The following is a 25,446-nucleotide window of genomic DNA, read 5'->3' as shown; positions in this document are numbered from 1 at the left end:
ATGCCGGTCGGGAGCGCACCGCCCAGAGTGCTGACGATCGCCGGTTCCGACTCCGGTGGCGGGGCCGGTATCCAGGCGGACCTCAAGGCGATGCTCGCCAACGGCGTACACGGCATGAGCGTGCTGACCGCGATCACCGCGCAGAACAGCCTCGGCGTCCAGGGCGCCTGGGAGCTGCCGGAGGAGCAGGTGCGGGCCCAGTTCCACAGCGTGGTCGACGACATCGGCGTCGACGCGGTCAAGACGGGCATGCTGGCGTCCGAGTCGATGGTCCGGGTCGTTGCCTCGCTGCTGCGCACTCTGCCGCCGGACGTGCCGGTCGTGGTCGACCCGGTGTCGGTGTCCAAGCACGGCGACGCACTACTGGCCGCTGACGCGATGGACGCCGTACGGTCGGAGATCGTCCCGCTGGCCACCGTCCTCACGCCGAACCTCACAGAGCTCGGACCGGTCGCCGGCGTCGAGCTGGAGACCATCGAGGACCGCGAGCTCGCAGCAAAGGTGCTGCTGGACGCAGGCGCGCAGTGGGTGTTGGTGAAGGGCGGTCACGATGTCGGTACGGCGGCTGTGGACGTGCTGCACGGCCCAGGGGTACGGCGCTCGTACAGCGCGGTCCGTGCCGACAACAGGCACACTCACGGCACCGGATGCACGCTGGCCAGCACCATCGCGTCGTACCTTGCTCGTGGGTACGACGTACCGAGTGCGGTTGGTGCTGCGAAGGAGTACGTGACCGGAGCGATCGCCGCGGGGTTCGCACTCGGTGATGGCATCGGGCCGGTCGATCATGCGTGGAGATTTCGAGGGAGAAGCAGTTGACCAATCAGCAGCCCCCGGTCGACGGGTACTGCGAGCAGTGCGGCTTCAACTACGACACCGGTGACCTGCAGGGGACTGTGACCCTGCTGATCCGGCAATCGGCGGACTGCAGCATGGCCTTGACGAAAGCCGCGGCCGGACCGGACGCGAGTGTCGTACGGCTGCGGCCGGAGCCGGACGTGTGGTCCGCGATCGAGTACGCGTGCCACGTGCGCGACGTACTCGAGGTGCAGCGGCTGCGGATCGCGCAGTGCCTCGCCGAGGACAGGCCGGTGTACGCGCCGATGGACCGGACCGGTCGGGTGAAGCAGGAGAAGTACGAGAACCAGGACCCGATGGAGGTGGCGGCCGCACTGGTGCGGAACGCCAAGGACTTCGGTGCTGCGGCGCGGGTACTGCGGCCGCAGGAGTTGGGGAAGCTGGGGCTGTACAACTACCCGGTGCGGGCGCCGCGCACGCTGGGCTGGATCATCCGGCACACCGCGCACGAGATCCAGCACCACCGGCACGACATCGTCGAGATCCTGGCGAAGGTGGAGCCGCCGATCGTCCCCAAGCCGAAGGTCGAAGAGGCCGAAGAAGCCGGCGAAGAGGTCGTCGGCGAAGAAAGCGCTGTCCAAGAAGGGGCTGTCGAAGAGGTAGTCGACTAGCGCTGCGCCACCCAGGCGGCGATCGCGGGCTCGGTGGTGAGCTGGTCGAGCGCCAGTGCGGCCGCGCCACGGAGCGGACCGTCGGGCTGGTGGGTAGCGGGCAGCACAGGCGGGGGAGACCCACGATGGAACGTCATCAGTCCGCCCCGGTACGCGTCCGTAAAGGTCTGCTCATCAGCGGCACGCAGGGGGATCGCCAGACCTCCGATGGTGACCACGTCCGGGTCATGCGCATTGACCAGACCTGCGATGCCGGCGCCCAGCGCTGACACCACTTTGGTCACTGCGGCGCGTGCAGTCCGGTCTGTACGCCGCAGTACCTCCTCGGTGTACGCGTACGGGTCGTCGGGCCGTCCCTGCTTCAGGTGCCGCGCCAGCGCACGACCGTCAATCTCCAGGTCCCAGCAGCCGCGAGCGCCACACGGACACAACCGGGACCGGTCACCGAAGGGCACGTGGCCGTACTCGCCGCCTGCCCCCGACGCGCCCTGCGCCGGCACACCGTCGATCAGGAGCGTCCCACCGATGCCCACCTCGACGATGAGATGCAGCGCCGTACCGGCTCCTGCGGCAGCGCCCGTACGTGCCTCTGCCACACCACTCAGCGTCGCGTCGTTCCCCGCCAGGAGCGGCACGCCGGTGCCTTCCGTGACTGTCTCCAGGTCCAGCTCCGCCCACTCCAGCGTCGGCGCCTGCATCAGGTGGTTGTCCCGGATGGTGCCTGGTACGGCGAGGCTCACCATCCGCAGTCGATCGCCGTACTGCTGCCGCGTCTGCTCCACCTGGCGCCGCAGGTTGTGCAGCACGACCTGCGGCCGTCTGCTGCGGTGACGGCGGTGCTGCAGGTCCAGCAGCGACCCGTCGAGCGTCACCACGGCACTCCGCCAACTGCTCTGCCGTAGGTCGAGTGCAAGCACCACAGGTCCCTCTGGATGCGCCCGCAGCAGTGTGGTCGGCCGACCACGGCCCCGACTCGGCGCTGGTACCTCGGTCACCAGGTGTACGTCGCGTAGCCGAGCGGTCACCTCGGTCGCCGAACCCGTGCTCAACCGCAGCGTCCGCGCCACCGAGGCGCGGGTGATCCCGGGCTGACGGCTGAGTTGGGTCAGCACATCCGAAGCCGTCTGCCATTGTCCCCGGCGCACAGGATTCATAGCTGCCTTTCGTTCTGTCCCCGGATGACCTTATGCTCGTAGGACGAGTTTAATGGGAGGGGTCATGGAGATCCGGGACATCCGCGCCGTCCTTTTCGACATGGACGGCACTCTGGTCGATTCCGACGCGGTCGTTGACCGCAGCTGGAGCCGCTGGGCGACGGAGTACGGCGTGCCTGTCGCCGACGTGCTCGCGATCGCGCACGGCAGCCCGGCCGAGGCGACCATCACGCGGATGCGGCCCGATCTCTCGCCGGCTGGGCGCGCGGCAGCGGTCGCGCGGGTGCTGGACATCGAGTGCGACGACGTCTCCGATGTCGTGGCGACGCCGGGAGCGGTTGAGCTGACGGCGCTGCTGGATCGGATGGGTCTGCCCTGGGCCGTCTACACGAGCGCGTCGACCAGGCTGGCGAAGGTTCGGCTGGGCGCGGTCGGGATCTCGCCGTCGATCCTCGTGACGCTCGACGACGTCAGCCGCGGCAAGCCGGATCCCGAGGGGTACCTGCGGGCCGCTGAGCTGCTCGGCGTGCCTGCCGTGCAGTGCTTGGTGGTCGAGGACACCGTGGTCGGTTTGACGGCGGGTCGGGCCGCGGGCGCGCTGACTGCCGGGCTGAAGGGCATTGCCGCCGACATCGAGTTGGCCGACCTGCACCAGCTCGGCAGGCTCTTCAAAGGCTCGCAATGACAGCGGGTACGGAGGCGCCTGCGGAGTCCGGGACTCGCGGCGAGGAGGTCCGGATCGGCATCGCGCTGTCGGCGATGGGGTTCGTGCTGGCCGGGCTCGGGGCATGCGTCGCGATCCTCGCCCGCGATCTCTCCGAGCCGACGGGTCGGCTGGCGTTGTTGTCGTCGGGGTTCGCGGTCGGTCTGCTGGTGGTCGCGCTGATCGGCCCGCGGCTGCTGCGGTCGTGGCCGATCCCGACGGTCCTCGCGTTCGGCTCGGTCGTCTGCGCGGTCGGAGCGGTGCTGATCGCGGTGGCCCCGGTGTACCCGGTCGTGATCGCTGGGGGACTCTGCGTCGGGCTGGGTGGGGCGCTGCTCGTGCTGGTCGCGCCGCTGATGCTCAACGGACCGACCGCGGCCGCGCGCCTCAGCCGCGTCAACGCAGTCGCCAGCGGGACAGGCATCCTCGCGCCACTCACCATCGGCGCCTTGGACGGCCTCGGCCCCAGCGGCCGCCTAGCCATGCTCGCCGCCGCGCCACCGCTACTCCTCCTGGCCGTCCTGACCCGCTCCCCGAAGTCCCGACCCGCAGGTCAGCCGTTCCAGCCTGCGGGCGGACGTGTGGAGTCGCCACGCGTCGCGCGTGATGACTCCGGCGCGACCGACGTGGTTGGTGGGCGCGTGGAGCAGCCGGTGGCGGTGTTGATCGATTCTGCGCCGGCGGTGGGATTGGGGCGGAAGTGGCGGGGCCGGGTGGGGCGGCAGGTCGTGGTGGACGTGGGGATCGGATGGCTGCGGGTCGTGCTGTCGGTCTCGGTCGAGTTCTGCTTCGTGGTGTGGGCCGTGGCGCGATTGGTGGCGACCGGCTTGCCGACGGCAACGGCTGCACTGCTCGGGAGCGCGTTCCCGATCGGCATGGCCGCGGGCCGGGCGATCGGTCCGATCCGATGGCGTGGCTGGTCGCCCGTACTGCCTTCAGGCGCTTTCGCGGCCTGCGGCACGTTGATGGTCAGCCTGTTCGACTCCCCGGCGATGGTCGCCCTCGGCCTGGTGGTCGCCGGTCTCGGCGTCGCGCCGCTCTATCCCGTCACCCTCGCCTCCCTCGTCGCGACACCCGGCCTCAGCTCGGCCCGCCTGTCCGCGATCGGTGCGCTCGCCTCCGGCACGGCGATCCTGCTCGCGCCCGCGGTCCTCGCCGTACTCGCACGGGCCGTCGATCTGCGTACGGCGTACCTGGTGACGCTTCCGCTGATCGCCGTACTTTTTCTGCTGAGCCGTCGATCTGCCCGGACCTCGTTCGTGTAGGGGGTGAAACAGCCCGAATCAACGAATGAGGTGGCGTGATGTCCGAACCGACGATTCTGCTGGACGGCCTGGGCATGCCCGAGTCGGCCCGCTGGCACGACGGGCGGCTCTGGTTCTGCAACTGGATCGAGCAGCAGGTGGTGGCCGTCGACGCCGAAGGCAAGGCGGAGTACTTCGCGGTGCCCGTCGAACAGCTGATGGGCTGGTCCATCGAGTGGCTGCCGGACGGCCGCATGCTGACCACTGGCGAGAAATTGCGACGGTACGAGCCGGACGGGTCGGTCACGGTACTGGCCGAGCAGAAGGCGAACGAGATCGTGCTCGATGCGCAGGGCAACATCTATCTCAACGGCGCCGACTTCAACTTCGCCGGCGGCGAGGCGCCGAAACCCGGCTACATCAAGCTGGTCACGCCGGACGGTCAGGTCCGCCAGGTGGCCGACGAGATCCAGTTCCCGAACGGCATGATCCTCACCCCCGACGGCCGGACCCTGGTGATCTCGGAGTCTTTCGCCGGCCGGCTGACCGCGTTCGACGTCGAGCCTGACGGCGGGTTGTCCAACCGCCGAGTGTTCGCGGAGAACCTCGGCCCGGACGGTATCTGCCTCGACGCCGAGGGCATGATCTGGGCGCAGACCGGCGACGAGGCAGTCGTCCGCGTCGCTGAGGGTGGAGAGATCCTGCAGCACATCGACCTGCCCGAGTACCGCGCGCCGTTCGCGCTGACGCTGGCCGACTTCGACGGCCCGACGCTCTGCATTCTGACCGCGGAATGGCGGGCGGACGACAGCATCACCGACAACCTCGACCGGCTGAAGAACGGCCCCCGCACCGGCAAGATCTACACCGTCCCCGTCAGCCTCCCGCTGGCCGGCCGATAAGATCCCTCGCATGGAGTGCTTCGCCGCCGGGCGTACTCGGCACTGACACCGGCCCGCCGCCGCGACCCGCGCGGCGTGCCGGTGACGCCTGCCCGGATACCACCTTCTCTGTGAGAGGCACGCTCCATGCACCTTCGCCCGTACGTCGACGCTGACCTGGCTCGACTCATCGACCTGACCATCGACACCTTCGGTCCGTTCTTCGAAGACTCGTTCCGGCCGCTCGTTGGCGAACTGATCTTCACTCACCAGCACGGTAACTGGCGGGACGACTACCGCACGCAGGTCGCCGGCCTGCACGACCCGGCCCAGCACAAGTACGTCGCAGTCGCCGAGGACAACGGCGTACTCCTCGGGTATATCGCTTGGAACATCGAACCGGCCCGCTCCAAAGGCACAGTCGAACTGCTGGCGGTCTCGTCGCAGTGCCGTCGATCGAACGCCGGTACCGCGCTCTGCGAGCACGCATTCGAGGCGATGCGCGCCGAGGGAGCGGAGTACGTCGAGATCGGCACCGGCGGCGACGACTTCCACGCCCCGGCCCGGGCGTTCTACGAGAGCCTCGGCTGCGTGAAGCTCCCGGTGGCGGTGTACTTCCGCGAGCTCTAGCTCCGCCCGTCGATGAAGCGCTTGAGCTAGCGCTTTGATCATGCTCCGGCCCGTGGACGAACACCGTGGGCCGGAGCATGATGAACAGATCAAGGCTGGGGGCTTAGAACGTCTTGAGCGGGAGCTGTGACCAAGGACGACGTGCGGCGGGTACGGCCGTCCGCCCGCTGACGCGCCGGAGTACAGCGGGAGCGCCGGCATGAGCGGCGTCGAGGACATGGTCAATCAGGCCGAGCTCGACCTCGGCCTCACCGAGCCGAACAAGATCCAGAAGTGGTACCGCGACAAGAACGGCTCGGCCTTCAGCGGCAACTTCCCGTGGTGCGATGCCTCGATCACGTACTGGGCATGGCATTCGGGCAACCAGGACGCCGTGACGTACGGGGGCTTCTACGTCCTCACGACCGCCCACGCGTTCAAGACCCACAGTCAATGGCACAAGGACGTCGCCGGCATCCAGCGTGGTGACATCGTGTTCTTCGACTGGGGCGGCACCGACGTCAAGTCGAAGATCGACCACGTCGGCATCGTGACGGGTGTCAGCGGCTCGAACATCTACACGATCGAGGGCAACTTCGACGACAAGTGCGACCGCCACACGCGACGGTCCGACGGTGATCGCCGGGTACGGCCGTCCGTCGTACGTGCACTCGGCCGGACCGCGCACCGGGTTCGTCACGTTCCCCGGCAAGTCGTTCTTCGTGATGGGACGCAAGAGCCCGACCATCGCGGCGATGCACGCGCGGCTCGTCGCTGTTGGGTGCAACCGATACGAAACCCAGACAAACAAGGGCGTCTGGGGGACCGGGGATCTCAAGTCCTACTCGGGCTGGCAGCAGAAACTCGGCTTCCACGGCTCGGTCGCCCAATCCGGCAGCGACGCCGACGGAATCCCAGGCCAAGAAACCTGGGACAAACTCAAAGTCCCACGCACCTGAGCCGCTCCTTCTGCACGTCGCTGACGCCGTGAGGTACGTCTGTTGCCGATCTGGCCAGTGGGCGAGCGCGGCCAGGTTGGTGGCGCGTCCGCCAGGCCCAAGCCGAACTCGTCGACGATCCCGAAGCTTGCGGTGGGCGGCTTGGGGGATGGGGCCAGCGCTCCCCTGCGAGTCCCGCCCCTGCTTCTCAATGCCACCGCAAGCCAGGGCCTCGTCGGGGAAGCCAATCTGGGCAGCGCTGCTGCGCTCATAGTCCAGGTGGTGACGGTGGGCCAGGAGCCAGACGATGGCTCGGGGCCAGGTGTGTAGTAGCAGCCGGTGAGCCGATCGATGAGCGGTGGGTTCGTGGGGTGGTGGTCGATTGACTCCGTGGGCGAGCAACGCGCGTACCTCGGTCTCGTCTCGTGGCGGCAGTTCGTGTGTCGTGCCCACGAGCTGGATTCCTGCCGCCGGATGACGCGCTGTCGACCGCCTGGTCGAGTGGCACCCTGAGAAGGAGCACTCACCAACCAGCGTCTGGTTTGTGAAGTCAGACCGCTGCGGACTCCGGCGGACGAGTTGCTATGGGCAACCAGCTACGGCGAACGGTCGGAGCCTGCCGGCACGCGAGTGGCCGCCGGCTTCGCTGACGGATCGGGGTCTGACTCGGGCGGGTGCTCGGGGCGGGGAGCAATGATCGAGATGTGCGCCGGGGCCGTGAGATGGTCGGCCTCCGGCGTTGTGGTCTCACCCCAGATCGCCTGGTACGCCGCCTCGCGGAACGAGGCATTCGGCTCCCCAGCACTGCCCCCGGCCGCCCGCACCCGCCGAACCAGCTCACGCCCAAGCCCAGACCGCCGAACCACCGAAGCCACCGCAGCCCGAGCCGCAGAACGCCGCCCAACTGACCCACGGTCGTCCGCTCCGCAGCCGGTCGGCCCACGGTCGTCCGCCCCACAGCCGGTCGCCCCACGGTCATAAGCGGCGCGATCGTGGTCGCCCTGGTCGTCTGACCCGTCATCCAGGCCGCGGTCGGCTGGCCAGTGGTCGTCCAGTCGGCGGTCGTCTGGTTCGGAGTCGGCCGAGCCGCGGTCGTACGAGCCGTGATCGTGGTCCTCGTGGTGGTCCGGTCCGTCATACGGGCTGTCGCCGGCGGACTGGTTGCGGTCCAGTCGGCGGTCGTCTGATTCGGAGTCAGTCGACCCGCTGTCGTACGAGCCGTGATCGTGGTCCTCGTGGTGGTCCGATCCGTCGTACAGGCCGTGGCCGGCCGACCTGTCGTCGTCCGGCTGGCGGTCGTGCGATTCGGAGTCGGTCGATCCGTGGTCGTACGAGCCGTGATCGTGGTCCTCGTGCTCGTCCAAGCCGTCGTACGGGTTGTGATCGGCTGGGTCGTCCTGGCTCGACCCCTGGTTGCTCGACTCGCAGTCGGCTTGTGGCTGGTGCGTAGGTGAGGCCTGGCGCGACGGCTGCGTTGCGGCTACGCGCTGGCCGGTCGGCTGTCCTGCGCGGGCGTGGTCCTCTGTCGCCTGCTCGACCTGCGTTCGACGGTCTGCCGGGTGCTTGTCGCGCGCACCGCTGCCTGGCGTCTGTTCGATGGGCGTGCGGTTTTCGGCCGCCTGCGCCATGGGCATGCGCTTGGGTGTTACCCGCGCTGTGCGTGTGCGGGTGTCCTTCGGCCGTTCGGCCGGTGTGCGGTTGTTTGGTGCTTGCCCTGAAGGCGGGTGGTTGGCGGGTGCACGCGGTGTCGGTGGGCGGCTGTGTGGTGCGGCGGTGGGGGCGACGGCGTGTGTTGGGCGTTTGGTGGGGGAGTGGTCGGCGAAGGCGTGGGCTGGGCCGTGGTCGGGGTGGTTGTGATGTGGTGACGTGTTGGCGGGCGGTCTGTCGGACGTGGACGAGTTGCGCGTGGCATGGGATCCCGGCGCGTTGGGGGTATTGAGGGTAGTCGGGTTGTGGCGTGGAGGGTCGGCCCAGGTGGGGCGGGCTACGTGGACTTGGCCGTTGGTGATGGTGATGGTCCAGTCGCCGGCGTGTAGGTCAATGTGGTGTCTGCGGCAGAGCAGTACGAGGTTGGAGATCTTGGTTTCGCCGCCGTCGATCCAGGAGGTCAGGTGGTGGGCGTCGCATTGGATGGGTGGGGCGCCGCAGACGACGCAGCCTTTGTCGCGGGTGTTGAGGGCGCGGCGCATGGCGCGGGTGACGAGGCGTTCGGCGCGGCCGACGTCGAGGGGTTCGGAGTTTGTGCCGAGGACGAGCGGGATGATCTTGGCGTCGCAGGCGAGACGGCGGATCGCCGCCGCTGACAAGCCGTCGCCGTAGACCGTGTCGCCGATTGCGTCGGCGGCTGCGGACTTCAGGTCCTGTAGGTCAATCGTGACGGTGATGTTCGCCTTCGCCCCGAAGCCGGGCACGTCGCTGGCTCCATCAGTTCCCCGGTCGACGCCGCCTGTCGCGCCTCCGCGGCCGGCCACGCGCATGCCGGGACCTTGAGGTGCCTCCCTGCTCGCGCCGTGCGCGATGCCTGCGCCGTTCGTGGGGCCGGTGCTGGCGGTGCCGTTCGAACGGCTGCTGATGCTCGTGCCGTTTGCAGGGCTCGTGCTGGTCGCGGGGCTCTCACCGCTCGCTCTGTTCGGGCCGGGCATGCTGCCGCTGCCGCCGGTCGTTCCGGTCGCGCCGGTCGTGGCGGTCAGGCCGGTCAGGCCGGTCGTGGTGCGGGTAGCGGGTGAGCTGGGTGTGGTGGCTTCGGCGGTCGGACTGGTCGTGTGGGGCGGCGGTGGGGGTTGGGACGGCACTGGCGAATTGGCGGCAGCGCTGGCTGTCTCGGTTGTGGGTGGCTGACTCGGTGATCTCGGCGGGGGTGGTGATGTGGTGCCCGTGTCGGTTGGGTCGGTTGGGTCGGTTGTGTGGGGCGGGGGCGGGGAGTGGTCTGGGGATGGTGATGGGGTGCTGGATTGGGGGCGGGGTGTGCGTGGGGTGGGGGCGCCTGCGTCTAGGGCCGTGGCGGCGATGGTGAGGGTGGTGGTCAGGGCGTCGGCTTGGCGCTTTTCGCGGGAGCGGGGGTCGGGTTCGCCGTCGGCGGTTTTGTGGGGGCGGGCGCCGGCGTGGATGAGGGAGCGGAGGAGTTCGGCGTTTTCGTTGGCGAGGTAGCCGCGGAACTTCACGCCTCGGTCCGCGGTGGACATCGTCAGCGTTTCGCGGGCGAAGGCTTTGTGCTCTTCTGGTTCGGGGCCGTCGGCGTCGAGGACATCTCGCACTCGCTGACCAGCTCGGCGCAACTCGAACGGGGAGAGGTGGCGGCCAAGTCCGACCAGTTCGCGTTCGGCGACGGCGAGATCCTCGGCTGGGACCGTGGACGGGACCTGTTCGAGCGCTGAGACGATTGCCTCGGCCTGCGCGGGACGCAGTACGACCTCTGCCGATTCGTCCTCGGTCGCGACATCACCGTCCGTGGGGTCGTCGTGGGGATCGGGCAGGGCCGTCGACACCGCGTCGTACTTAGACAGGAGACGGGCCAGGCGTACGTCGCGGAGGGCTCGGGAGCGGTCCAGGCGGTAGCGGAACTCGAGCAGTTGGGCGGTGTTGTGTGCACCGATCTCCTGCGCGTGGCCGAGGACGTCCATCCTGGCGATCAGCTGGAGGCGATACGTCTCCTGGCGGGCGAGGGCAGCGTCCAGCTGGTCGAGAGTCGACAGCACCTCTGCGCCGCTCATCGACCATGCCGGTCGCTCGCCCAACTGTTCCATGCCCATGACTGTAGACACGGCCACCGACAGTTCTCAAACGCGAAAGCCCTTTATTTCAAGGGGATTCGGTTATCCACAGATTTGAGCCTGTGGACGACACCCATACAGTTGCTGTAGGCAACTTTATGGCTTGGCGTACTTGCCAACCATCCGGACCAGGGTGTCCGGCGGGATGACCTTGACGTGCGGGGCGAGGTTGTTGACGACGGACAGCACGTTGTCTACCGACTTGCTCCAGGCGTGCCAGACCACGATCGAGTAGCCGGCGGTGGAGTGCGGGTTGCGGGTCGCGGCGTTCAGTTCGGCGGTGACGGAGGCCTCGTCGGCGCCGTCCAGGCCGTCCCAGAGCATCGTTCGTGCCGAGATGACGGGCTTGCCTTCGGACCAGACGACCTTGCCCTTCAGGCCGTCGTACCGGGAGTACTCGAGGTAGATCAGGCCGTCGATCTCGCGGCGCTTGAGGTACGAGGACCAGAGGGTGGTGTTCTCGAAGGCGTCGAAATCGATGATCTGGGCAACTGAGAGGTCTGCTCGGCCCATTGCCTTCGCCAGTGAGGCGGTGTGCTTCTCGAGGGCTGCGGTGGGGTAGCGGCTCGGGTACATGTAGCCGCCGCCGGATGGGCCGACGACCCAGCGGTCCTTCTCGGACTGTTCGTAGAACCAGCGCATGACCGATGGCGCCAGGTCGATCAGTGAAGGTGAGATGCCCCAGCCGAGGTCGACCTCGCCGCGGCGCGGGCTGCCGAACCAGCGTGGGTCGGTCGGGAAATCGCCGAGCGCCCATTGGATGTTGTCGCCGTCGGTGATCAGGAAGCTGACGTAGTGGGCGTTGGGGTCCGGGGCTGGTTCGAGGGCCCTCCCCCCACCCCCTCCGCTCTGTGTGCCGTTTGTCGGTTGAGCGGTGGACGTCGCTGGGCGCAGGGCGGGGTCGTACGCGCGGCCTCGTTGGGTCAGGTGGTCCTCTTGGATTCCTGAGAGCACGGACAGGTTGCGTGCGTGGTCGGCGGGCAGGGCTTTTACGCCCGTGCTCGAGTTGACCCCGATGAATGCGTCTTCGCCGTTCGATGCGTCGCCCCAGCCGATGACTGTGCCGTCGTCGGTGAGTGCGTCGACCACCTCGGCGCGGAAGTCCGAGTTGCCGTCGAAGAAGGCGAGCGTCCCCGCCATCGTGACGTAGTCCCGGAGCCGCTCCGGGAAGTCGGCGCGCTGCTCGACCGCGACGTCGTGCCGCAGCCGGGGCCAGTACGTGTCGAACACCCAGCGGTCGTCCTTGTCCCGCACATCCAGGACTTTGCGCAATCCGTGCTGGATCGCGAGTGCCTCCAAGCTTTCCTCGATTGCCACTGCACCCGTCACGCCGGCGAGCGTGGTCGCGACGTTGACCGACGGAGTGCCTGTACGGAAGAGAACATATCCGCGTACGCCGGACCGCCCGACGGTTTTCCACAGGTCTTCGGTCCGCACCCGGACGCCGTACTGCCAGACGAGGCCGTCGAGCCAGTGCTGGTAGCCGAGAGTGGGCAGGTTCAGGTACAGGGATTCGCCGCCGCGTCGCGCCATCAGACCCTGCAGCGTCGTCGCGAGCGTCCGCTCAGCGGACGAGAGTGAGTCCTCGGTCAGGACGTTCAGCATCCGTGGCCGCTGGCCTTTCGGGTACGCCGACGCAACTGAAGAGCCGAAGGCGAGGGACGGCAAAACGGCCGCGGTGAGACCGAGGCCGGCGGTGAGGCCGAGAAGGCGCCGACGAGAGAGTGAGAAGCGATCGGACATGAGCGGCCTCCAGGGAGCGGCTGGTGGATGTCCTACGTTGTCAACTGACCGGCGACGATGCCACAGTCGTTACCCCATCACAAGACCTCAGCCCGGAATCGGCAGCTCATAACGCCGAAGCAGCGAAGCGAGCGCCGGCACGCCGGCCGAAAGGTCGTAATGCTCCGCCCGCAGTCCAACGCTCAACGCCCCCTCGACATTGGCTACGTTGTCGTCGATGAACAACACCGACGAAGCGGGCACCCCCAACGAGCCCAGGATCGCCCGGAAGTACGCCGGATCCGGCTTGGCCAGGCCGAGATCGCACGAGTAGAACGTGCGGTCGAACCATTCGCCGTACCCGCGCTCGTCCTGCATGATCGCCCGCCGGTACGCGTGCTGGTTGGTCGCCAGGTGGCACCCGACACCGGCAGACCGCAGCGACCCGATCAACGAAACGACCTCAGGCTCCGCCATGAACCAGCTCCACGGCTCGACCGCCTCCTCGACGGACGCAGGCGAGTTCCACCGGCGCAGTACGTCGGCCACCGCGTCCCGGAAGTCGCCCTTCCCGACCAGCGACGGCTTCTCCGCGGCCATGAGGTCCGCGACGAACGCCTCCCCGTCAGCGGGGACGAGCGAGCTCAACCGCGCCCACCAATCGGAGCTGGGGCGTTGGAGCACCCCGTCGGCGTCGAACAGGACGGCGGTGACGGCTCGCATCATCATGAGACCAATCTTGTCATCGGAGCCTTGACCGGTTCAGTCGGTATGCGCTTACCTAATGGCAACGTAAACATATCTGGACACCTTCCGGCGAAATCCAACAGAAAGCGCCAGGTGAGGCTATGACCTTGAGCAGAAGGCACTTCCTCGCAGCGAGCGGCTCCGCAGCCGCTGCCGCCGCGGGACTCACCGGCTGCGGCTCCCGCAGCTCACTGGGCGGATCGAACGAGCTCAGCATGTGGACCTGGGTCGGGTCCGTCAACGACGGCCTGATCGGTCAGGCGGAGAAGTCGATCCCGGGGTACGACGGCATGAAGCTGGCGATGACCCGGATCGGCTCCAACTACAAGACCAAGGTGCTGACCGCCCTGGCCGGGAAGTCGCTCGTCCCGGACATCGTCGCGATCAACGACGACGTCGCGACGTACTTCCCCAACGCCGACCAGTTCCACGACCTCAACGACCTCGGCGCCAAGGATCTCGAGAAGGACTTCCTGCCCTGGAAGTGGAAGCTGGGCATCACCCAGACGGGCAAGATGATGGCCTACCCGATGGACACCGGCCCGACCGCGCTGTTCTACCGGACCGACATCCTCCAGAAGGCCGGAGTCGACATCGACCCGGCAGCCGTCGCGGAGCTGGCGCCTGACTGGGACACCTACATCGCGTTCGGCAAGAAGCTCAAGCAGGCCGTGCCCGGCTCGTCGATCACCGACAACATCACCGGCATCTACAGCTATCGGATGGCGCAGCAGTCCAAGCGCTACATGACCGCCGACGGGCAGTACATCGGCGACCAGGACCACGTCCGGCAGGCCTTCGACCTAGCGGTCCGAGTGGTGAAGGAAGGGCTGTCGGCCAACGCGCAGAACTCCACCGACAAGAACGCCGTCGTCACCAACGGCAAGCTCGTCGCATACAACGCGGCCGTCTGGTGGGCGCAGCTCGGGCCCAAGAACGCGGCCCCGAAGACCAAGGGACTCTGGCGGGTGACGGCGGCTCCTGGTGGCGCCGGCAACCGGGGCGGCTCCTTCCTGGCGATCACGAAGTACTGCAAGAACCCGAAGGCCGCGTTCGCGTTCATCAGCTGGCTGGAGTCGGCGAAGAACCAGGCGCAGGCGTTCCTCGACCCGGTGCTGTTCCCGTCCACTCCCGCGACGTACACGGATAAGACGCTGACAGCGCCCGACCCGTTCTTCGGCGGTCAGCAGATCGTCGACGTGTTCGCGGAGTCCGCGAAGAAGTACCCGGGCGCGTTCTTCTCGCCGTACGACTCGATCATCGACACGCCCATCAGCGCCGAGCTCGTGAACGTCGAGGCGGCCGGCAAGGACCCCGACCAGGCCTGGGCCGACGCCCAGCGCCAGGTGCAGCGCGAACTCACCCGAGCGGGGGCGATCTGACATGGCTGTCACCACCAAGTCCGTCACAGCGGTCACGGCGGCCACCGACCCGAGCGAGAAGCCGCCGAACAAGTACAAGCAGGCACTGCCGCAGTACGCCGCGGTCTCGCCGTTCTTCATCTTGTTCGCGATCTTCGGCGCGTTCCCGGTGCTGTTCTCGATCTGGATCTCGTTCCACTCCTGGGACGGCATCGGCCAGATGAAGTGGGTCGGGCTGGAGCAGTACCACTACCTGCTCACCGACGCCACGTTCTGGAAGACGATCGGCAACACCCTGATCATCTGGGTGCTGTCCACCGTGCCGATGCTGCTGCTCGCGCTGGTCATCGCCAACGCGCTGCACAATGCGACCCGGCTCCGCACCTTCTACCGGATCGCGTACTTCATCCCGAACGTCACGTCGGTGGTCGCGATCACCCTCGTGTTCGGCTCGATCTTCAGCAACAACTTCGGTCTGCTGAACGCCTTCCTGCAGTCGATCGGAGTCGGCCAGGTCGCATGGCTGACCTCTCCGTGGGGCATCAAGATCGCGATCGCGACGATCGTCACCTGGCGCTGGGTCGGTTACAACGCGATCATCTACCTCGCCGGACTCCAGGCGATCTCGGCCGACGTGTACGAGGCCGCGAAGGTGGACGGTGCGAGTCCGCGGCAGACGTTCTGGCGGATCACCGTGCCGATGATGCGCCCGGTCATCCTGTTCACCGCGGTCACCTCGACCATCGGCGGACTGCAGATCTTCACCGAGTCCCGCGTGCTGTTCGGTGATACCAGCAGTATCGGCGGCCCCGGCGACGCCGGCCTCACGATCGTCTCGTACCTGTACCAGTCGGCGTTCATCAAGAACCAGTTCGGGTACGGCGCCGCGATCGGCTGGGCCCTGTTCATCCTGATCGTGCTGTTCAGCATCATCAACTGGCGGCTGATCGGCGGCAACGACGACGAACGCCTGACCCGACGCGCCGCTCGGCGGGTGGAACGCAAGATCGCAGCCCAGAATGCCAAGAGGGAGGCCGCAGATGTCCGTTGAGCGCATTCGCACCGCCATCGGTCACGTCGTGCTGATGCTCGGCGTCCTGGTCTCGCTGTTCCCCTTCTACTGGATGGTGGTGATGGCCTCCAACACCACGCCGGACATCTTCACCTACCCGCCCAAGCTCCTGATCGGGTCGCACCTGTTCGAGAACATGGGCAAGGTGCTCGACAACATCGACTTCTTCGGCTCGATGCTGCTCACGCTGATCGCCTCGCTCGGCGTCACCGTGCTGGTGCTGTTCTTCGACTCGCTCGCCGCGTTCGCGTTCGCGAAGTACGACTTCCCCGGGCGGAACGTGCTGTTCGCGATCCTGCTCGCGACCTTCATGATCCCGACCCAGCTGTCGCTCGTGCCGCAGTTCGTCACGCTCGCCGAGTTCGGCTGGATCGGGTCGCTGAAAGCGCTCATCATCCCCGGCGCCGCGAACGCGTTCGGGATCTTCTGGATGCGCCAGTACGCCAAGGGCGCGATCCCCGACGAACTCATCTCCGCCGCCAAGGTCGACGGCGCGGGATTCTTCCGGCAGTACCTCACCGTCGGCCTGCCGGTCCTGCGGCCCGGGCTCGCCTTCCTCGGCATTTTCACGTTCATCAACGTCTGGAACGATTACCTCTGGCCGCTGATCGTGATGACGGATCCGAACCGCCTCACCCTGCAGGTCGCCCTCGACCAGCTGAACGGCATCTACGGCACCGACTACTCGATGGTGATGGCCGGCGCCCTGATGAGCGTCATCCCCCTGATCGGCGTCTTCCTGATCGGCGCGCGCTCCTTCATCGCCGATCTCGCGGCAGGCGCCATGAAGTTCTGACCTGAAACCACAAACAAACAACGGGATCTCTTTTGACTGACCACACGCTCCGCTGGGGCATCCTCGGCACCGGCAACATCGCTTCCCGGTTCGCCAGCCAGGTGCCGACGTCGAAGACCAACGAGGTCGTCGCCGTCGGCAGCCGCTCCCTCGACTCGGCGAACGCCTTCGCCGACAAGTGGGACATCGCGCACCGGCACGGCTCGTACGACGATCTGCTGGCCGACGACACCGTCGACGCGGTCTACATCGCCACCCCGCACCCGATGCACGTCGAGTGGGCGATCAAGACCGCCGAGGCCGGCAAGCACGTGCTGTGCGAGAAACCGCTCGCGATCAACCGGGCCTGGTCCGAGGCGATGATCGAGGCCGCGGTCCGCAACGACGTCTTCCTGATGGAGGCGTACATGTACCGGTGCCTGCCGCAGACCAAGCTGGTCACCCAGCTGGTCCGCGACGGCGAGATCGGCACGGTCCACCAGATCCAGGCCACCTTCGCGTTCGCCGCCGGCTTCCGGCCCGAGTCGCGGATCTTCGCCGACGAACTGGCCGGCGGCGGCATCCTCGACGTCGGCGGCTACCCGGTCTCGTACGCGCGGCTGATCGCCGGCATCGCCGCCGGACAGCCGTTCGCCGACCCGGCCGCGGTCAGCGCTGTCGGACACGTCGGCGAGACCGGCGTCGACGAATGGACCGTCGCGACGCTGTTCTTCGACGGCGGCGTCACCGCGCAGGTCAGCACCGGCGTACGCCTGTCCGACCAGAACCAGGTCCGGATCTTCGGCAGCGAGGGATACCTCGTCGTCGAGGACCCGTGGTTCGGCGGCGACGGCAAGCCCAGCCACGTCACCCTGCACAAGGTAGGGGAGGAGCCGCGGGACATCTCCGCCGAGCCGGCCCTCATCTACACCGCCGAGGCCGAGGCGGTGCAGGCGGCGATCCAGTCCGGCGCCAAGCAAGCCCCGGAGATGAGCTGGGCCGACACGATCGGCAACCTCACCGTCCAGGACCAGTGGCGGGCCGCGATCGGGCAGCAGTACGCGAGCGAGCGGGACGACGCGACGGTCCCGACCGCGACCGGGCGGCCCCTCACCCGGCGCGACGACGCCCCGATGACGTACGGGAAGGTGCCCGGGCTGGATAAGCAGGTGTCCCGGCTCGTCATGGGCGTCGACAATCAGCAGACGCTGCCGCACGCCGCGGTGATCTTCGACGACTTCGTCGAGCGCGGCGGTACGACGTTCGACACGGCGTACATCTACGGCGGCGGACGCGGCGAGAAGCTGCTCGGGCAGTGGATGAAGTCCCGCGGCAACCGGGACGAGGTCGTTGTCATCGGCAAGGGCGCGCACACGCCGCACTGCGACCCCGAGTCGATCACCCGCCAGCTGCACGAGAGCCTCGAGCGGCTGCAGACCGACCACGTCGACCTGTACCTGATGCACCGCGACAACGAGGAGATCCCGGTCTCCGAATTCGTCGACGTGCTGGACGAGCACTTCAAAGCCGGCCGGATCAAGGCGTTCGGCGGCTCCAACTGGTCGCTGGGACGCTTCGACGAGGCCAACGCGTACGCCGAGGCGAACAGCAAGCAGCCGTTCACGCTGCTCAGCAACCACCTCAGCCTCGCCCGCGCGTACGACGTACCGTGGGCCGGCTGCCGGCACGTGTCCGACGACGAATCGCAGGCGTGGCTGCGGGAGCGGCAGGTCGCGCTGTTCCCGTGGTCGAGCCAGGCCCGCGGATTCTTCACCGGCCGGGCCAAGCCGGAAGACACCTCGGACGCCGAGCTCGTGCGCTGCTTCTACTCCGACGAGAACTTCCGCCGGCTGGACCGCGCGCGGGAGCTGGCGAAGGCCAAGGGCGTCGAGCCGACCGCCATCGCTTTGGCGTGGCTGCTGCACCAGCCGTATCCTGTATTTCCGCTGATCGGGCCGCGGCACGTCAGCGAAACCCGCACCTCGACACCAGGTTTGTCGGTGTCGTTGACCGAGGACGAAGTGGCCTACCTCACGTCCTGAAGCCGAATTGGTGGCTCGCTGACACCCATGTAACATGGTCTGTCGGTGTCACGACCCTGAACACGGAGAATCATGTCTAAGAAGTGCGATGTCTGCGGCAAGCAGCCGACGTTCGGCAACAGCGTTGCCCGCTTGGGTAAGGGCGCGATGATCCGCCGGGTCAAGGCTCGCACGCCCCGGCGGTTCAACCCCAACATCCAGCCCGTCCGGGCGCTCATCAAGGGCACCCCGACCAAGCTGAAGGTGTGCACGTCCTGCATCAAGGCCGGCAAGGTCCAGCGCGTCGTCGGCTGATCCCCAGCTTTACTCCGTGTAGGGCCTTTCGATAGGCGCCCGGGTTCGCCCCGGGCGCCTATTCGTGCGCCCGGACCCCGCCCGTCCCGCACCTCACCTCGCGCCGGCCGTGCCTCGCGCCGTCCGTGCCTCGCGCCGTCCGTGCCTCGCGCCGTCCGTGCCTCGCGCCGGCCGTGCCTCGCGCCGGCCGTGCCTCGCGCCGGCCGTGCCTCGCGCCGGCCGTGCCTCGCGCCGGCGTTGCCGCGTTCGAGGGGATATCCACTCGGGTTGGGGGTTCTTCGGTGGTCTACCAGCGCATAACCCCCAGCAGGAGGGGATAACCCCTCTGGTTGGAACAGCGGTCGGCGCCGGCGGTGGGGCCCGGTGGTGGGGCCCGGGTGGTTGGGGCAGGTGGTCGGCGCAGGTGGTGGGGGCAGGTGGTCGCGCCGGCGGTCGCGCCGGCGGTGGGGCCGGTGGGTGGGGCCGGTGGGTGGGGCCGGTGGGTGGGGTGGTGGGGGTGGGGTCAGTGGCGGTGGGCGATGATGGTGATCTCGTTGCGGTTGTGGTGGAGTTGGCGGGCGTGGAGTACGGCGTACTGCTCGCGGAGGACGTCGATGCCGTGGCGGGCCCCGTCCAGCGGGTTCTTGCCGCCGCCCTTCAACGTGACGATCGCCAGGCCGCCGCGTTGGAGATGGGCCGCCGCGTCGAGCATCATCCGGGCGCTCAGGACCTGGTCCATCCGCATGTCGTTGACCACCACGTCGAAGCGGACCCGGTTGGCCGCGAAGAAGCGGCCCGCGGTCGTCGCCTCGTGGTGGATCCGCCGATCGCCGCGGAGCCGCGGGTCCAGCGAACCCGGGTCCACCGACCACACCTCCTGCCCGTGCTGCCGCAGGATGCGCGTCCAGCCGCCCGGTGAGGCGCCCAGGTCGAGCGCCTTCCCGCCCGCCGGCAGCTCCAGCCCGAAGGTCGCGATCGCCTCCTCCAGCTTGAACTCCGACCGCGACACCCGCTCCTCCCCACGAGCCAACCGCATCCGCCCGCCGGGCCAGTCCGACAAGCTGTCCGCCAGCCGGTTCACACCGATCAGCAACTGCTTGCCGGCCGCGACGCCGGACACGACGACGTCCTGCCCGGCGAGCTCCGTGCTGATCCCACGGGTCCCGAGCGCGTCGGCGATCAAGCGGCGGTACGAGCCGCCGGTGCCGGCGCCGTCGATCCAGGCCTGGACGGCGACCGACCTGGCCTGGATCTCCTCGACCAGCGTGGTCGCGAGCTCGGACTCGGTCGGCAGGTCGTCCAGTGGATAGCCGGCGACCTCGCGGGTCAGATGCCGGACGAACATGATGCGGCCTTCGTCACACGCCGCCGCGAACTCCCCGACACCGACCGCGGTGTCCGCCAGCCGCGCCACCTCGGCCCCGAGCCGCTCGAACCGGTGCTCACCCGGAAATGCCTCCCGGATCTCGCGAACCGCGTACCGGTAACTGTCAGACGCGAACGAGAACAACACACTCCGGACGCCGCTCACCCCGGAACCGTACCTAACGACAGGACGTAGTCGACTACGTATACGCCGGTGCACGCGTGGCGAGCGGGCCGAATCCGCTCCGGAGGGCACCACCACCTGTCCTTCGGTACGCGTTAGCCTTCCGGGCGTGGAGGAATTGACGGTCGAGGTGTTGCGGGCCTGGGCGCGGACGGCGCTGGCGGAGCTGGCGCGGGCCCGGACCGAGATCGACGAGCTGAACGTGTACCCGGTGCCGGACGGCGACACCGGTACCAACCTCTACCTGACCTGGGAAGCCGCCTGCGACGCGCTGCCCAAGGGCGAGCTGACCTTCACCGAGGCGATCCAGGCCTTCGGCCGCGGCGCCCTGCTCGGTGCCCGCGGGAACTCCGGCGTGATCACCTCCCAGCTCATCCGCGCCTGCGGCCTCCGCCTCGACGAGAACCTCCCACGCGACCGCAGTGATCGCAGTGACCGCAGCGACCGCAACAACCGCGGCGACCGCAGTGACCGCGCGAGCGGCGTGCTCGCGGACCCGCGGATGAGCGAAGCCGCCGCCTTCGCCGACGCGCTCAAGTACGCCGCCGACGCCGCGTACGGAGCGGTCGCCCAGCCGGTCGAGGGCACCATGCTGACCGTCGCCCGCGCCGCGGCCACCGGCGCGATGACTGCCGCGAACGACGGCAAGACCCTCGCCGACGTCTGCCTGGCCGCCGTCGCGTCCGCCCGGCAGGCCCTCACCAGGACCACCGAGCAGCTCGACGTACTGCGGCGCGCGGGCGTCGTCGACGCCGGGGGAGCCGGCCTGGTGGTGATCCTCGGCGCGATGGAGTCGGTGCTCACCGGACAGCACGTGCGAGTCGACGTACCGGCCAGGGTCGAACCGCAAGGCGAGAGCGCTGAGAGCGAGGACGGACCGGCGTACGAGGTCATGTACCTGCTCGACGCGCCCGACGACAAGGTCGGAGACTTCCGGCAGTCCCTGGCCGCTCTCGGCGACTCGGTCGTCGTGGTCGGCGGCGACGGGCTCTGGAACGTCCACGTCCACACCGACGACGTCGGCGCCGCGATCGAGCACGGCATCGACATCGGACGCCCGCACCGCATCCGCGTCACCCACTTCGCCGACCAGGCGCTCCACCACGAACCCGCCCCGGGCCGCGCCGTGATCGCGGTCGTCGCCGGCGACGGGTTGGCCGACCTGTACGCCGAGGCGGGCGCCCGGGTCATCCGCGGCGGCCCCGGCCGGCGCTGCTCGACCGGCGAACTGCTGCAGGCGATCGAGCAGTCCCAGGCACCCGAGATCGTGATCCTGCCCAACGACCAGGACTCGATCGCGGTCGCCGAGGCCGCCGCCACCGCCGCCCGCCAGGACGGGATCCGGGTCGCCGTGATCCCGACCCGCGCGCAGGTCCAGGGCCTGGCCGCGATCGCCGTCCACGACCCGGAACGCAGCTTCGACGACGACGTCGTCCACCTGTCCGCGGCCGCCGGCCAGACCCGCCACGGCGCGGTCACCATCGCGATCAAGGACGCCTGGACGATGGCCGGCCGCTGCCGCATCGGCGACGCGCTCGGCGTGGTCGACGGCGACTTCGCGCTGATCACCGAGGACCTGGCGACGGCCGCGGTGGGCGTCGTCGACCGGCTGCTCGGCGGCGGAGGCGAGCTGCTGACGATCGTCACCGGCCGGGACGCGGACCCGGCCCTGGCCGAGGCGGTGGAGCGGCACGTACGCCGGCAGCGCAAAGATGTCGACGTCGTGGTGTACGACGGAGGACAGGACAGGTACCCGCTGCTGATCGGGGTGGAATGAGGACCGACATTGACCGCAAGCTCCGCGACTTCCTCGGGGCGAAGACGGCCAAGACGTTCGCCGACGTGCTCGAGATCGAGACCGTCGGCGAGCTGCTGCGGCACTACCCGCGGCGGTACCTGAAGAAGGGCGAGCTGACCCCGTTCGACGAGCTCGAGGTCGGCGACCAGGCCACCGTCAACGGGCGGGTCAAGAAGGTCACCGCCCGCTCGCTGGACAGCAAGGTCGAGATCAGGCCGGACGAGGTCCACAAGTTCCGCAAGCGGCGGACGATCACCAAGGTCGTCGTCACCGACGGCCGCAGGGACCTCGAAGCGGCCTTCTTCAACCAGCCCTGGCTGCTGACGAAGCTGACCCCCGGCACCTCCGCCCTGTTCTGGGGCGAGGTGACGATGTTCCGCGACACCATGCAGCTGAAGAATCCCGGCACCGAGATCCTCGACGAGGAGGACCTCACCGAGGCCGAGATCGAGCGCCGGGCCCGGCCGTTCCGGCCGCTCTACCCGGCGACCGCGAAGTTGCCGACCGCAACGATCGAGCGGTCCGTCAAGATCGTCCTGGACAGCCTCGACGACCGGCTGGACGACCCCGTCCCGGACCTGATCCTGCGCAACGAGAAGCTGCTCGGCCTGCGCGAAGCCCTGCAGAAGGTGCATCTCCCCGATACCGAGAAGGACATCCAGGACGCGCAGCAGCGATTCCGGTTCGAGGAAGCACTGGTGATGCAGACGATCCTGGCCCAGCGCCGAGCGGTGACGGATGCGCTGAACGCCGTACCGCGGCCGCGGGTCGAGGGCGGTCTGCTCGACGAGTTCGACCAGCGGCTGCCGTTCGAGCTGACCGAGGGACAGGCGGAGGTGGGGGAGGAGATCTTCGCCGACCTGGCCCGGCCGCACCCCATGCACCGGCTGCTGCAGGGTGAGGTCGGCTCCGGCAAGACCGTGGTCGCGCTGCGGGCGATGCTGTCCGTGGTCGACAACGGGGGTCAGGCGGCGCTGCTCGCTCCGACCGAAGTGCTGGCCGTCCAGCACCACAAGACGCTCACCAAGATGCTCGGCGACCTCGCGGAGCAGGGCATGCTCGGCGGCGCAGAGCATGCCACCAAGATCGGCCTGCTGACCGGCTCGCTGAACGCCGCAGGACGCCGTACGGCGATGCTCGACGCGGCCAGCGGTGCGGCCGGGATCGTCGTAGGGACGCACGCGCTGCTCGAGGACAAGGTCCAGTTCGCCGATCTCGGGCTCGTCGTGGTCGACGAGCAGCACCGGTTCGGGGTCGAGCAGCGGGCCGCGTTGAGCGCGAAGTCCGGCGACAACACCCCGCACGTGCTGGTGATGACCGCGACGCCGATCCCGCGGACCGTGGCGATGACGGTGTTCGGCGACCTCGCGGTCTCGACGCTGACCCAGCTCCCGGCCGGGCGGTCACCGATCCAGTCGTCGGTCGTCCCTGCCAAGGAGAAGCCGGAGTGGCTGCAACGCGCCTGGACCAGGGTTCGCGAGGAGGTCGGCAAGGGTCATCAGGTGTACGTCGTGTGCCCGCGGATCGGCGACGACGTCAAGAACGCCGGCGACGAGGAAGGCGAGTTCGTCGCGGGCGAGGAGGAGAAGGGCGGCAAGAAGCAGCAGGCACGGCCGCCCATCTCCGTCCTGCAGGTGTCCGAGGCGCTCGGCGAGATCCTGTACGACCTGCGCGTCGAAATCCTGCACGGGCGGCTGCCCGCCGACGAGAAGGACGCGGTGATGTCCCGGTTCGCGGCCGGCGACATCGACGTACTGATCGCGACCACCGTGATCGAGGTCGGTGTCGACGTGCCGAACGCCTCGACGATGGTGATCATGGACGCTGACCGGTTCGGCATCTCCCAGCTGCACCAGCTGCGTGGCCGGGTCGGGCGGGGCAAGGTGCCCGGGTTGTGCCTGCTCGTCACTGATCTGTGGCCGGGATCGCGCTCGTACGGGCGACTCGACGCCGTCGCGTCCACGACCGACGGGTTCGAGCTGTCCCGGATCGATCTGGAGACCCGGCGGGAGGGCGACGTGCTCGGCGTGGCGCAGTCCGGCCGGCGGACCAGTCTGAAGCTGCTGAGCGTGCTCCGGGACGAGGACATCATCCTCGCCGCCCGCCACGTCGCGAACTCGATCGTCTCGGTCGACGCGGACCTCGCCGAGTACCCGGTGCTCAAGGCCGTCGTACGGGCGGCTCTGGAGTCCGAGACCACCGAGTACCTGGAGAAGACGTGAGCCGGATCGTCGGGGGAGCGGCCGGTGGGCGGCGGATCACCGTGCCGGCGGGGAGCGGGACGAGGCCGACGGCGGACCGGGTGCGGGAGGCGTTGTTCTCGTCGCTGGAGTCGGAGTTCGGGAGCTTCGACGGGCTGGCCGTGCTCGACCTGTACGCCGGATCGGGCGCGATCGGGCTGGAGGCGCTGTCGCGTGGCGCCGCGGACGTGGTGCTGGTGGAGTCGGACCGGCGGGCCGCCGACGTGATCGCCGCGAACATCAAGGTCGTGGGGCTGCCGGGCGCGAAGCTCGTGACACGCCCGGTCGAGAAGATCACTGCGAGTGATGCGCCGGCGCGGTTCGATCTTGTGTTCGCGGACCCGCCGTACAAGCTGGAGACCGCCGAGCTGCAGGACGTGCTGACCAGCCTGGCCGCCGGTGGATGGCTCGCCGACGACGCGGTGGTGGTCGTCGAGCGGGGCAAGCGGGAGCCATGGGAGTGGCCGGAGGGGTTCGCCGCGCTGCGGGATCGCAAGTACGGCGAGGCCCGCCTTTGGTACGGTCACCGCCATGGCTAAGGCTGGCCGAAAATGAAAGCACTGTTTCCAGGGACCTTCGACCCGCCCACGGTGGGGCACCTCGACATCGTCACCCGGGCGTCCGCCGCCTTCGACGAGCTGATCGTCGCGACCGGCGTGAACCAGTCGAAGAACCGGCTGTTCGAGCCGCAGGAGCGGATCGAGATGCTCACCGAGCTGGTCGCGCCGTTCCCGAACGCGCGGGTCGGCACCTTCGACGGGCTGCTGGTCGACTACTGCCGGGCCGAGGGCGCCGGCGTCATCGTGAAGGGCCTGCGCTCGGCCGCCGACTACGACTACGAGCTGCAGATGGCCCAGCTGAACCGGCGGATGACCGGGGTCGATACGATCTTCTTCCCGACCGCGCCGGAGAACGCTTTCATCTCCTCCAGCTGGGTCAAGGAGATCGCCCGCCTGGGCGGCGACGTCAGCACGTTCGTGACGCCGGCTGTTCACTCCCGGTTACTGCACAAGTTCTAGGATCACCCCGAATTGGGCCAGCGGCCGGGGAGTTGGTAGTGTAGATCACCGGTCTCGACGAGACCGAGTTCCTGCCTGCC

The 25,446-nt window shown here is 68.5% G+C and carries 21 protein-coding genes and 1 pseudogene; 17 read left to right on the top strand and 5 right to left on the bottom strand.

The annotated features are described in order from the left end of the window. Together thiD and ACIA58_RS38885 are read left to right on the top strand one after the other, a co-directional pair. Positions 1-819: a bifunctional hydroxymethylpyrimidine kinase/phosphomethylpyrimidine kinase gene (thiD, locus tag ACIA58_RS38890; RefSeq protein WP_396408882.1), complete on the top strand. Its 819-nt coding sequence runs from the start codon at positions 1-3 to the stop codon at positions 817-819. Next, complete coding sequence (locus tag ACIA58_RS38885) at positions 816-1,469, top strand: DinB family protein (protein ID WP_396408881.1); 654 nt, start codon at positions 816-818, stop codon at positions 1,467-1,469. Before thiD ends, ACIA58_RS38885 begins: the two co-directional genes overlap by 4 nt. Here the strand turns inward: ACIA58_RS38885 and ACIA58_RS38880 are convergent. Next, positions 1,466-2,623, bottom strand: coding sequence for an ROK family protein (locus tag ACIA58_RS38880; protein ID WP_396408880.1), 1,158 nt, complete (start codon positions 2,621-2,623; stop codon positions 1,466-1,468). The two genes, ACIA58_RS38885 and ACIA58_RS38880, sit on opposite strands and share 4 nt — an antisense overlap. A gap of 64 nt (positions 2,624-2,687) precedes the next feature. On the opposite strand from ACIA58_RS38880, the gene ACIA58_RS38875 reads away from it, so the two are divergent. The 6 genes and pseudogenes from ACIA58_RS38875 (at position 2,688) to ACIA58_RS38850 (ending at position 7,019) form a co-directional block, all read left to right on the top strand. Then, positions 2,688-3,308, top strand: a complete 621-nt coding sequence (locus ACIA58_RS38875) for an HAD-IA family hydrolase (RefSeq protein WP_396408879.1) — start codon at positions 2,688-2,690, stop codon at positions 3,306-3,308. After that, positions 3,305-4,591: an MFS transporter gene (locus ACIA58_RS38870; RefSeq protein ID WP_396408878.1), complete on the top strand. Its 1,287-nt coding sequence runs from the start codon at positions 3,305-3,307 to the stop codon at positions 4,589-4,591. Before ACIA58_RS38875 ends, ACIA58_RS38870 begins: the two co-directional genes overlap by 4 nt. 38 nt (positions 4,592-4,629) lie before the next feature. Next, entirely contained in the window at positions 4,630-5,472 is an 843-nt protein-coding gene (locus ACIA58_RS38865; protein WP_396408877.1) for an SMP-30/gluconolactonase/LRE family protein, read from the top strand. Between the two features lie 126 nt (positions 5,473-5,598). Then, the gene (locus ACIA58_RS38860) at positions 5,599-6,081 is read left to right on the top strand and encodes a GNAT family N-acetyltransferase (protein WP_396408876.1); all 483 of its coding nucleotides are present in this window, start codon (positions 5,599-5,601) and stop codon (positions 6,079-6,081) included. 199 nt (positions 6,082-6,280) lie between these two features. Continuing rightward, positions 6,281-6,643, top strand: a pseudogene (locus tag ACIA58_RS38855) (CHAP domain-containing protein); the annotation flags it as partial. Positions 6,644-6,785: 142 nt separating this feature from the next. Beyond that, the gene (locus ACIA58_RS38850; RefSeq protein WP_396409294.1) at positions 6,786-7,019 is read left to right on the top strand and encodes a peptidoglycan-binding protein; all 234 of its coding nucleotides are present in this window, start codon (positions 6,786-6,788) and stop codon (positions 7,017-7,019) included. A 575-nt stretch (positions 7,020-7,594) separates the two neighbouring features. Here ACIA58_RS38850 and ACIA58_RS38845 read toward each other — a convergent pair. The 3 genes from ACIA58_RS38845 to ACIA58_RS38835 form a co-directional block, all read right to left on the bottom strand. After that, on the bottom strand, positions 7,595-10,741 hold the full coding sequence (locus ACIA58_RS38845; protein WP_396408875.1) for a DUF222 domain-containing protein: 3,147 nt from the start codon (positions 10,739-10,741) through the stop codon (positions 7,595-7,597). 123 nt (positions 10,742-10,864) lie between these two features. Beyond that, a complete protein-coding gene (locus ACIA58_RS38840) occupies positions 10,865-12,511 on the bottom strand; it encodes a GxGYxYP domain-containing protein (protein WP_396408874.1) in 1,647 nt (548 codons plus the stop codon). Between the two features lie 87 nt (positions 12,512-12,598). Continuing rightward, on the bottom strand, positions 12,599-13,219 hold the full coding sequence (locus ACIA58_RS38835; RefSeq protein WP_396408873.1) for an HAD family hydrolase: 621 nt from the start codon (positions 13,217-13,219) through the stop codon (positions 12,599-12,601). A 119-nt stretch (positions 13,220-13,338) separates the two neighbouring features. Here ACIA58_RS38835 and ACIA58_RS38830 point away from each other — a divergent pair, with 119 nt between their 5' ends. The 5 genes from ACIA58_RS38830 to rpmB all read left to right on the top strand — a co-directional run bounded on the left by ACIA58_RS38830 (position 13,339) and on the right by rpmB (position 18,781). Further along, the gene (locus tag ACIA58_RS38830; RefSeq protein WP_396408872.1) at positions 13,339-14,619 is read left to right on the top strand and encodes an ABC transporter substrate-binding protein; all 1,281 of its coding nucleotides are present in this window, start codon (positions 13,339-13,341) and stop codon (positions 14,617-14,619) included. 1 nt (position 14,620) lies between these two features. Then, positions 14,621-15,649: a carbohydrate ABC transporter permease gene (locus tag ACIA58_RS38825; RefSeq protein WP_396408871.1), complete on the top strand. Its 1,029-nt coding sequence runs from the start codon at positions 14,621-14,623 to the stop codon at positions 15,647-15,649. Further along, positions 15,639-16,466 (top strand): carbohydrate ABC transporter permease, encoded by an 828-nt coding sequence (locus ACIA58_RS38820; protein WP_396408870.1) that lies wholly within the window; start codon positions 15,639-15,641, stop codon positions 16,464-16,466. The genes ACIA58_RS38825 and ACIA58_RS38820 overlap by 11 nt, the downstream gene beginning before the upstream one ends. A gap of 32 nt (positions 16,467-16,498) precedes the next feature. Further along, entirely contained in the window at positions 16,499-18,487 is a 1,989-nt protein-coding gene (locus ACIA58_RS38815) for an aldo/keto reductase (protein WP_396408869.1), read from the top strand. Positions 18,488-18,559: 72 nt separating this feature from the next. Further along, positions 18,560-18,781 carry a 50S ribosomal protein L28 gene (gene rpmB, locus ACIA58_RS38810; protein WP_130449155.1) on the top strand — a complete coding sequence of 74 codons (222 nt, stop codon included), beginning with the start codon at positions 18,560-18,562 and terminating at the stop codon, positions 18,779-18,781. Between the two features lie 502 nt (positions 18,782-19,283). Here rpmB and ACIA58_RS38805 read toward each other — a convergent pair. Continuing rightward, a complete protein-coding gene (locus tag ACIA58_RS38805; protein WP_396408868.1) occupies positions 19,284-20,291 on the bottom strand; it encodes an SAM-dependent methyltransferase in 1,008 nt (335 codons plus the stop codon). 127 nt (positions 20,292-20,418) lie between these two features. Between ACIA58_RS38805 and ACIA58_RS38800 the strand changes: the two genes are divergently transcribed. The 4 genes from ACIA58_RS38800 to coaD are packed head-to-tail and all read left to right on the top strand — an operon-like array spanning position 20,419 to position 25,366. Beyond that, a complete protein-coding gene (locus tag ACIA58_RS38800; RefSeq protein WP_396408867.1) occupies positions 20,419-22,086 on the top strand; it encodes a DAK2 domain-containing protein in 1,668 nt (555 codons plus the stop codon). Next, entirely contained in the window at positions 22,083-24,329 is a 2,247-nt protein-coding gene (gene recG, locus ACIA58_RS38795; protein ID WP_396408866.1) for an ATP-dependent DNA helicase RecG, read from the top strand. Before ACIA58_RS38800 ends, recG begins: the two co-directional genes overlap by 4 nt. Next, the gene (gene rsmD, locus ACIA58_RS38790; protein ID WP_396408865.1) at positions 24,326-24,886 is read left to right on the top strand and encodes a 16S rRNA (guanine(966)-N(2))-methyltransferase RsmD; all 561 of its coding nucleotides are present in this window, start codon (positions 24,326-24,328) and stop codon (positions 24,884-24,886) included. The genes recG and rsmD overlap by 4 nt, the downstream gene beginning before the upstream one ends. Before the next feature lie 12 nt (positions 24,887-24,898). Next, positions 24,899-25,366, top strand: coding sequence for a pantetheine-phosphate adenylyltransferase (gene coaD / locus ACIA58_RS38785; protein ID WP_396408864.1), 468 nt, complete (start codon positions 24,899-24,901; stop codon positions 25,364-25,366). Positions 25,367-25,446 lie beyond the last annotated feature (80 nt).

This window comes from Kribbella sp. NPDC051586, assembly GCF_044453965.1.
Classification (GTDB): Bacteria; Actinomycetota; Actinomycetes; order Propionibacteriales; family Kribbellaceae; genus Kribbella.
This window is presented reverse-complemented; position numbering and strand designations above follow the sequence as displayed.

Coding starts and splice junctions, on each gene's coding strand:
- ACIA58_RS38875 (WP_396408879.1), top strand. CDS start 2,688: ATGGAGATCCGGGACATCCGCGCCGTCCTTTTCGACATGGACGGCACT.
- ACIA58_RS38835 (WP_396408873.1), bottom strand. CDS start 13,219: ATGATGATGCGAGCCGTCACCGCCGTCCTGTTCGACGCCGACGGGGTG.
- rpmB (WP_130449155.1), top strand. CDS start 18,560: ATGTCTAAGAAGTGCGATGTCTGCGGCAAGCAGCCGACGTTCGGCAAC.
- ACIA58_RS38870 (WP_396408878.1), top strand. CDS start 3,305: ATGACAGCGGGTACGGAGGCGCCTGCGGAGTCCGGGACTCGCGGCGAG.
- ACIA58_RS38845 (WP_396408875.1), bottom strand. CDS start 10,741: ATGGAACAGTTGGGCGAGCGACCGGCATGGTCGATGAGCGGCGCAGAG.
- ACIA58_RS38880 (WP_396408880.1), bottom strand. CDS start 2,623: ATGAATCCTGTGCGCCGGGGACAATGGCAGACGGCTTCGGATGTGCTG.
- thiD (WP_396408882.1), top strand. CDS start 1: ATGCCGGTCGGGAGCGCACCGCCCAGAGTGCTGACGATCGCCGGTTCC.
- ACIA58_RS38825 (WP_396408871.1), top strand. CDS start 14,621: ATGGCTGTCACCACCAAGTCCGTCACAGCGGTCACGGCGGCCACCGAC.
- ACIA58_RS38850 (WP_396409294.1), top strand. CDS start 6,786: ATGGGACGCAAGAGCCCGACCATCGCGGCGATGCACGCGCGGCTCGTC.
- coaD (WP_396408864.1), top strand. CDS start 24,899: ATGAAAGCACTGTTTCCAGGGACCTTCGACCCGCCCACGGTGGGGCAC.
- ACIA58_RS38865 (WP_396408877.1), top strand. CDS start 4,630: ATGTCCGAACCGACGATTCTGCTGGACGGCCTGGGCATGCCCGAGTCG.
- ACIA58_RS38830 (WP_396408872.1), top strand. CDS start 13,339: ATGACCTTGAGCAGAAGGCACTTCCTCGCAGCGAGCGGCTCCGCAGCC.
- ACIA58_RS38840 (WP_396408874.1), bottom strand. CDS start 12,511: ATGTCCGATCGCTTCTCACTCTCTCGTCGGCGCCTTCTCGGCCTCACC.
- ACIA58_RS38860 (WP_396408876.1), top strand. CDS start 5,599: ATGCACCTTCGCCCGTACGTCGACGCTGACCTGGCTCGACTCATCGAC.
- recG (WP_396408866.1), top strand. CDS start 22,083: ATGAGGACCGACATTGACCGCAAGCTCCGCGACTTCCTCGGGGCGAAG.
- ACIA58_RS38820 (WP_396408870.1), top strand. CDS start 15,639: ATGTCCGTTGAGCGCATTCGCACCGCCATCGGTCACGTCGTGCTGATG.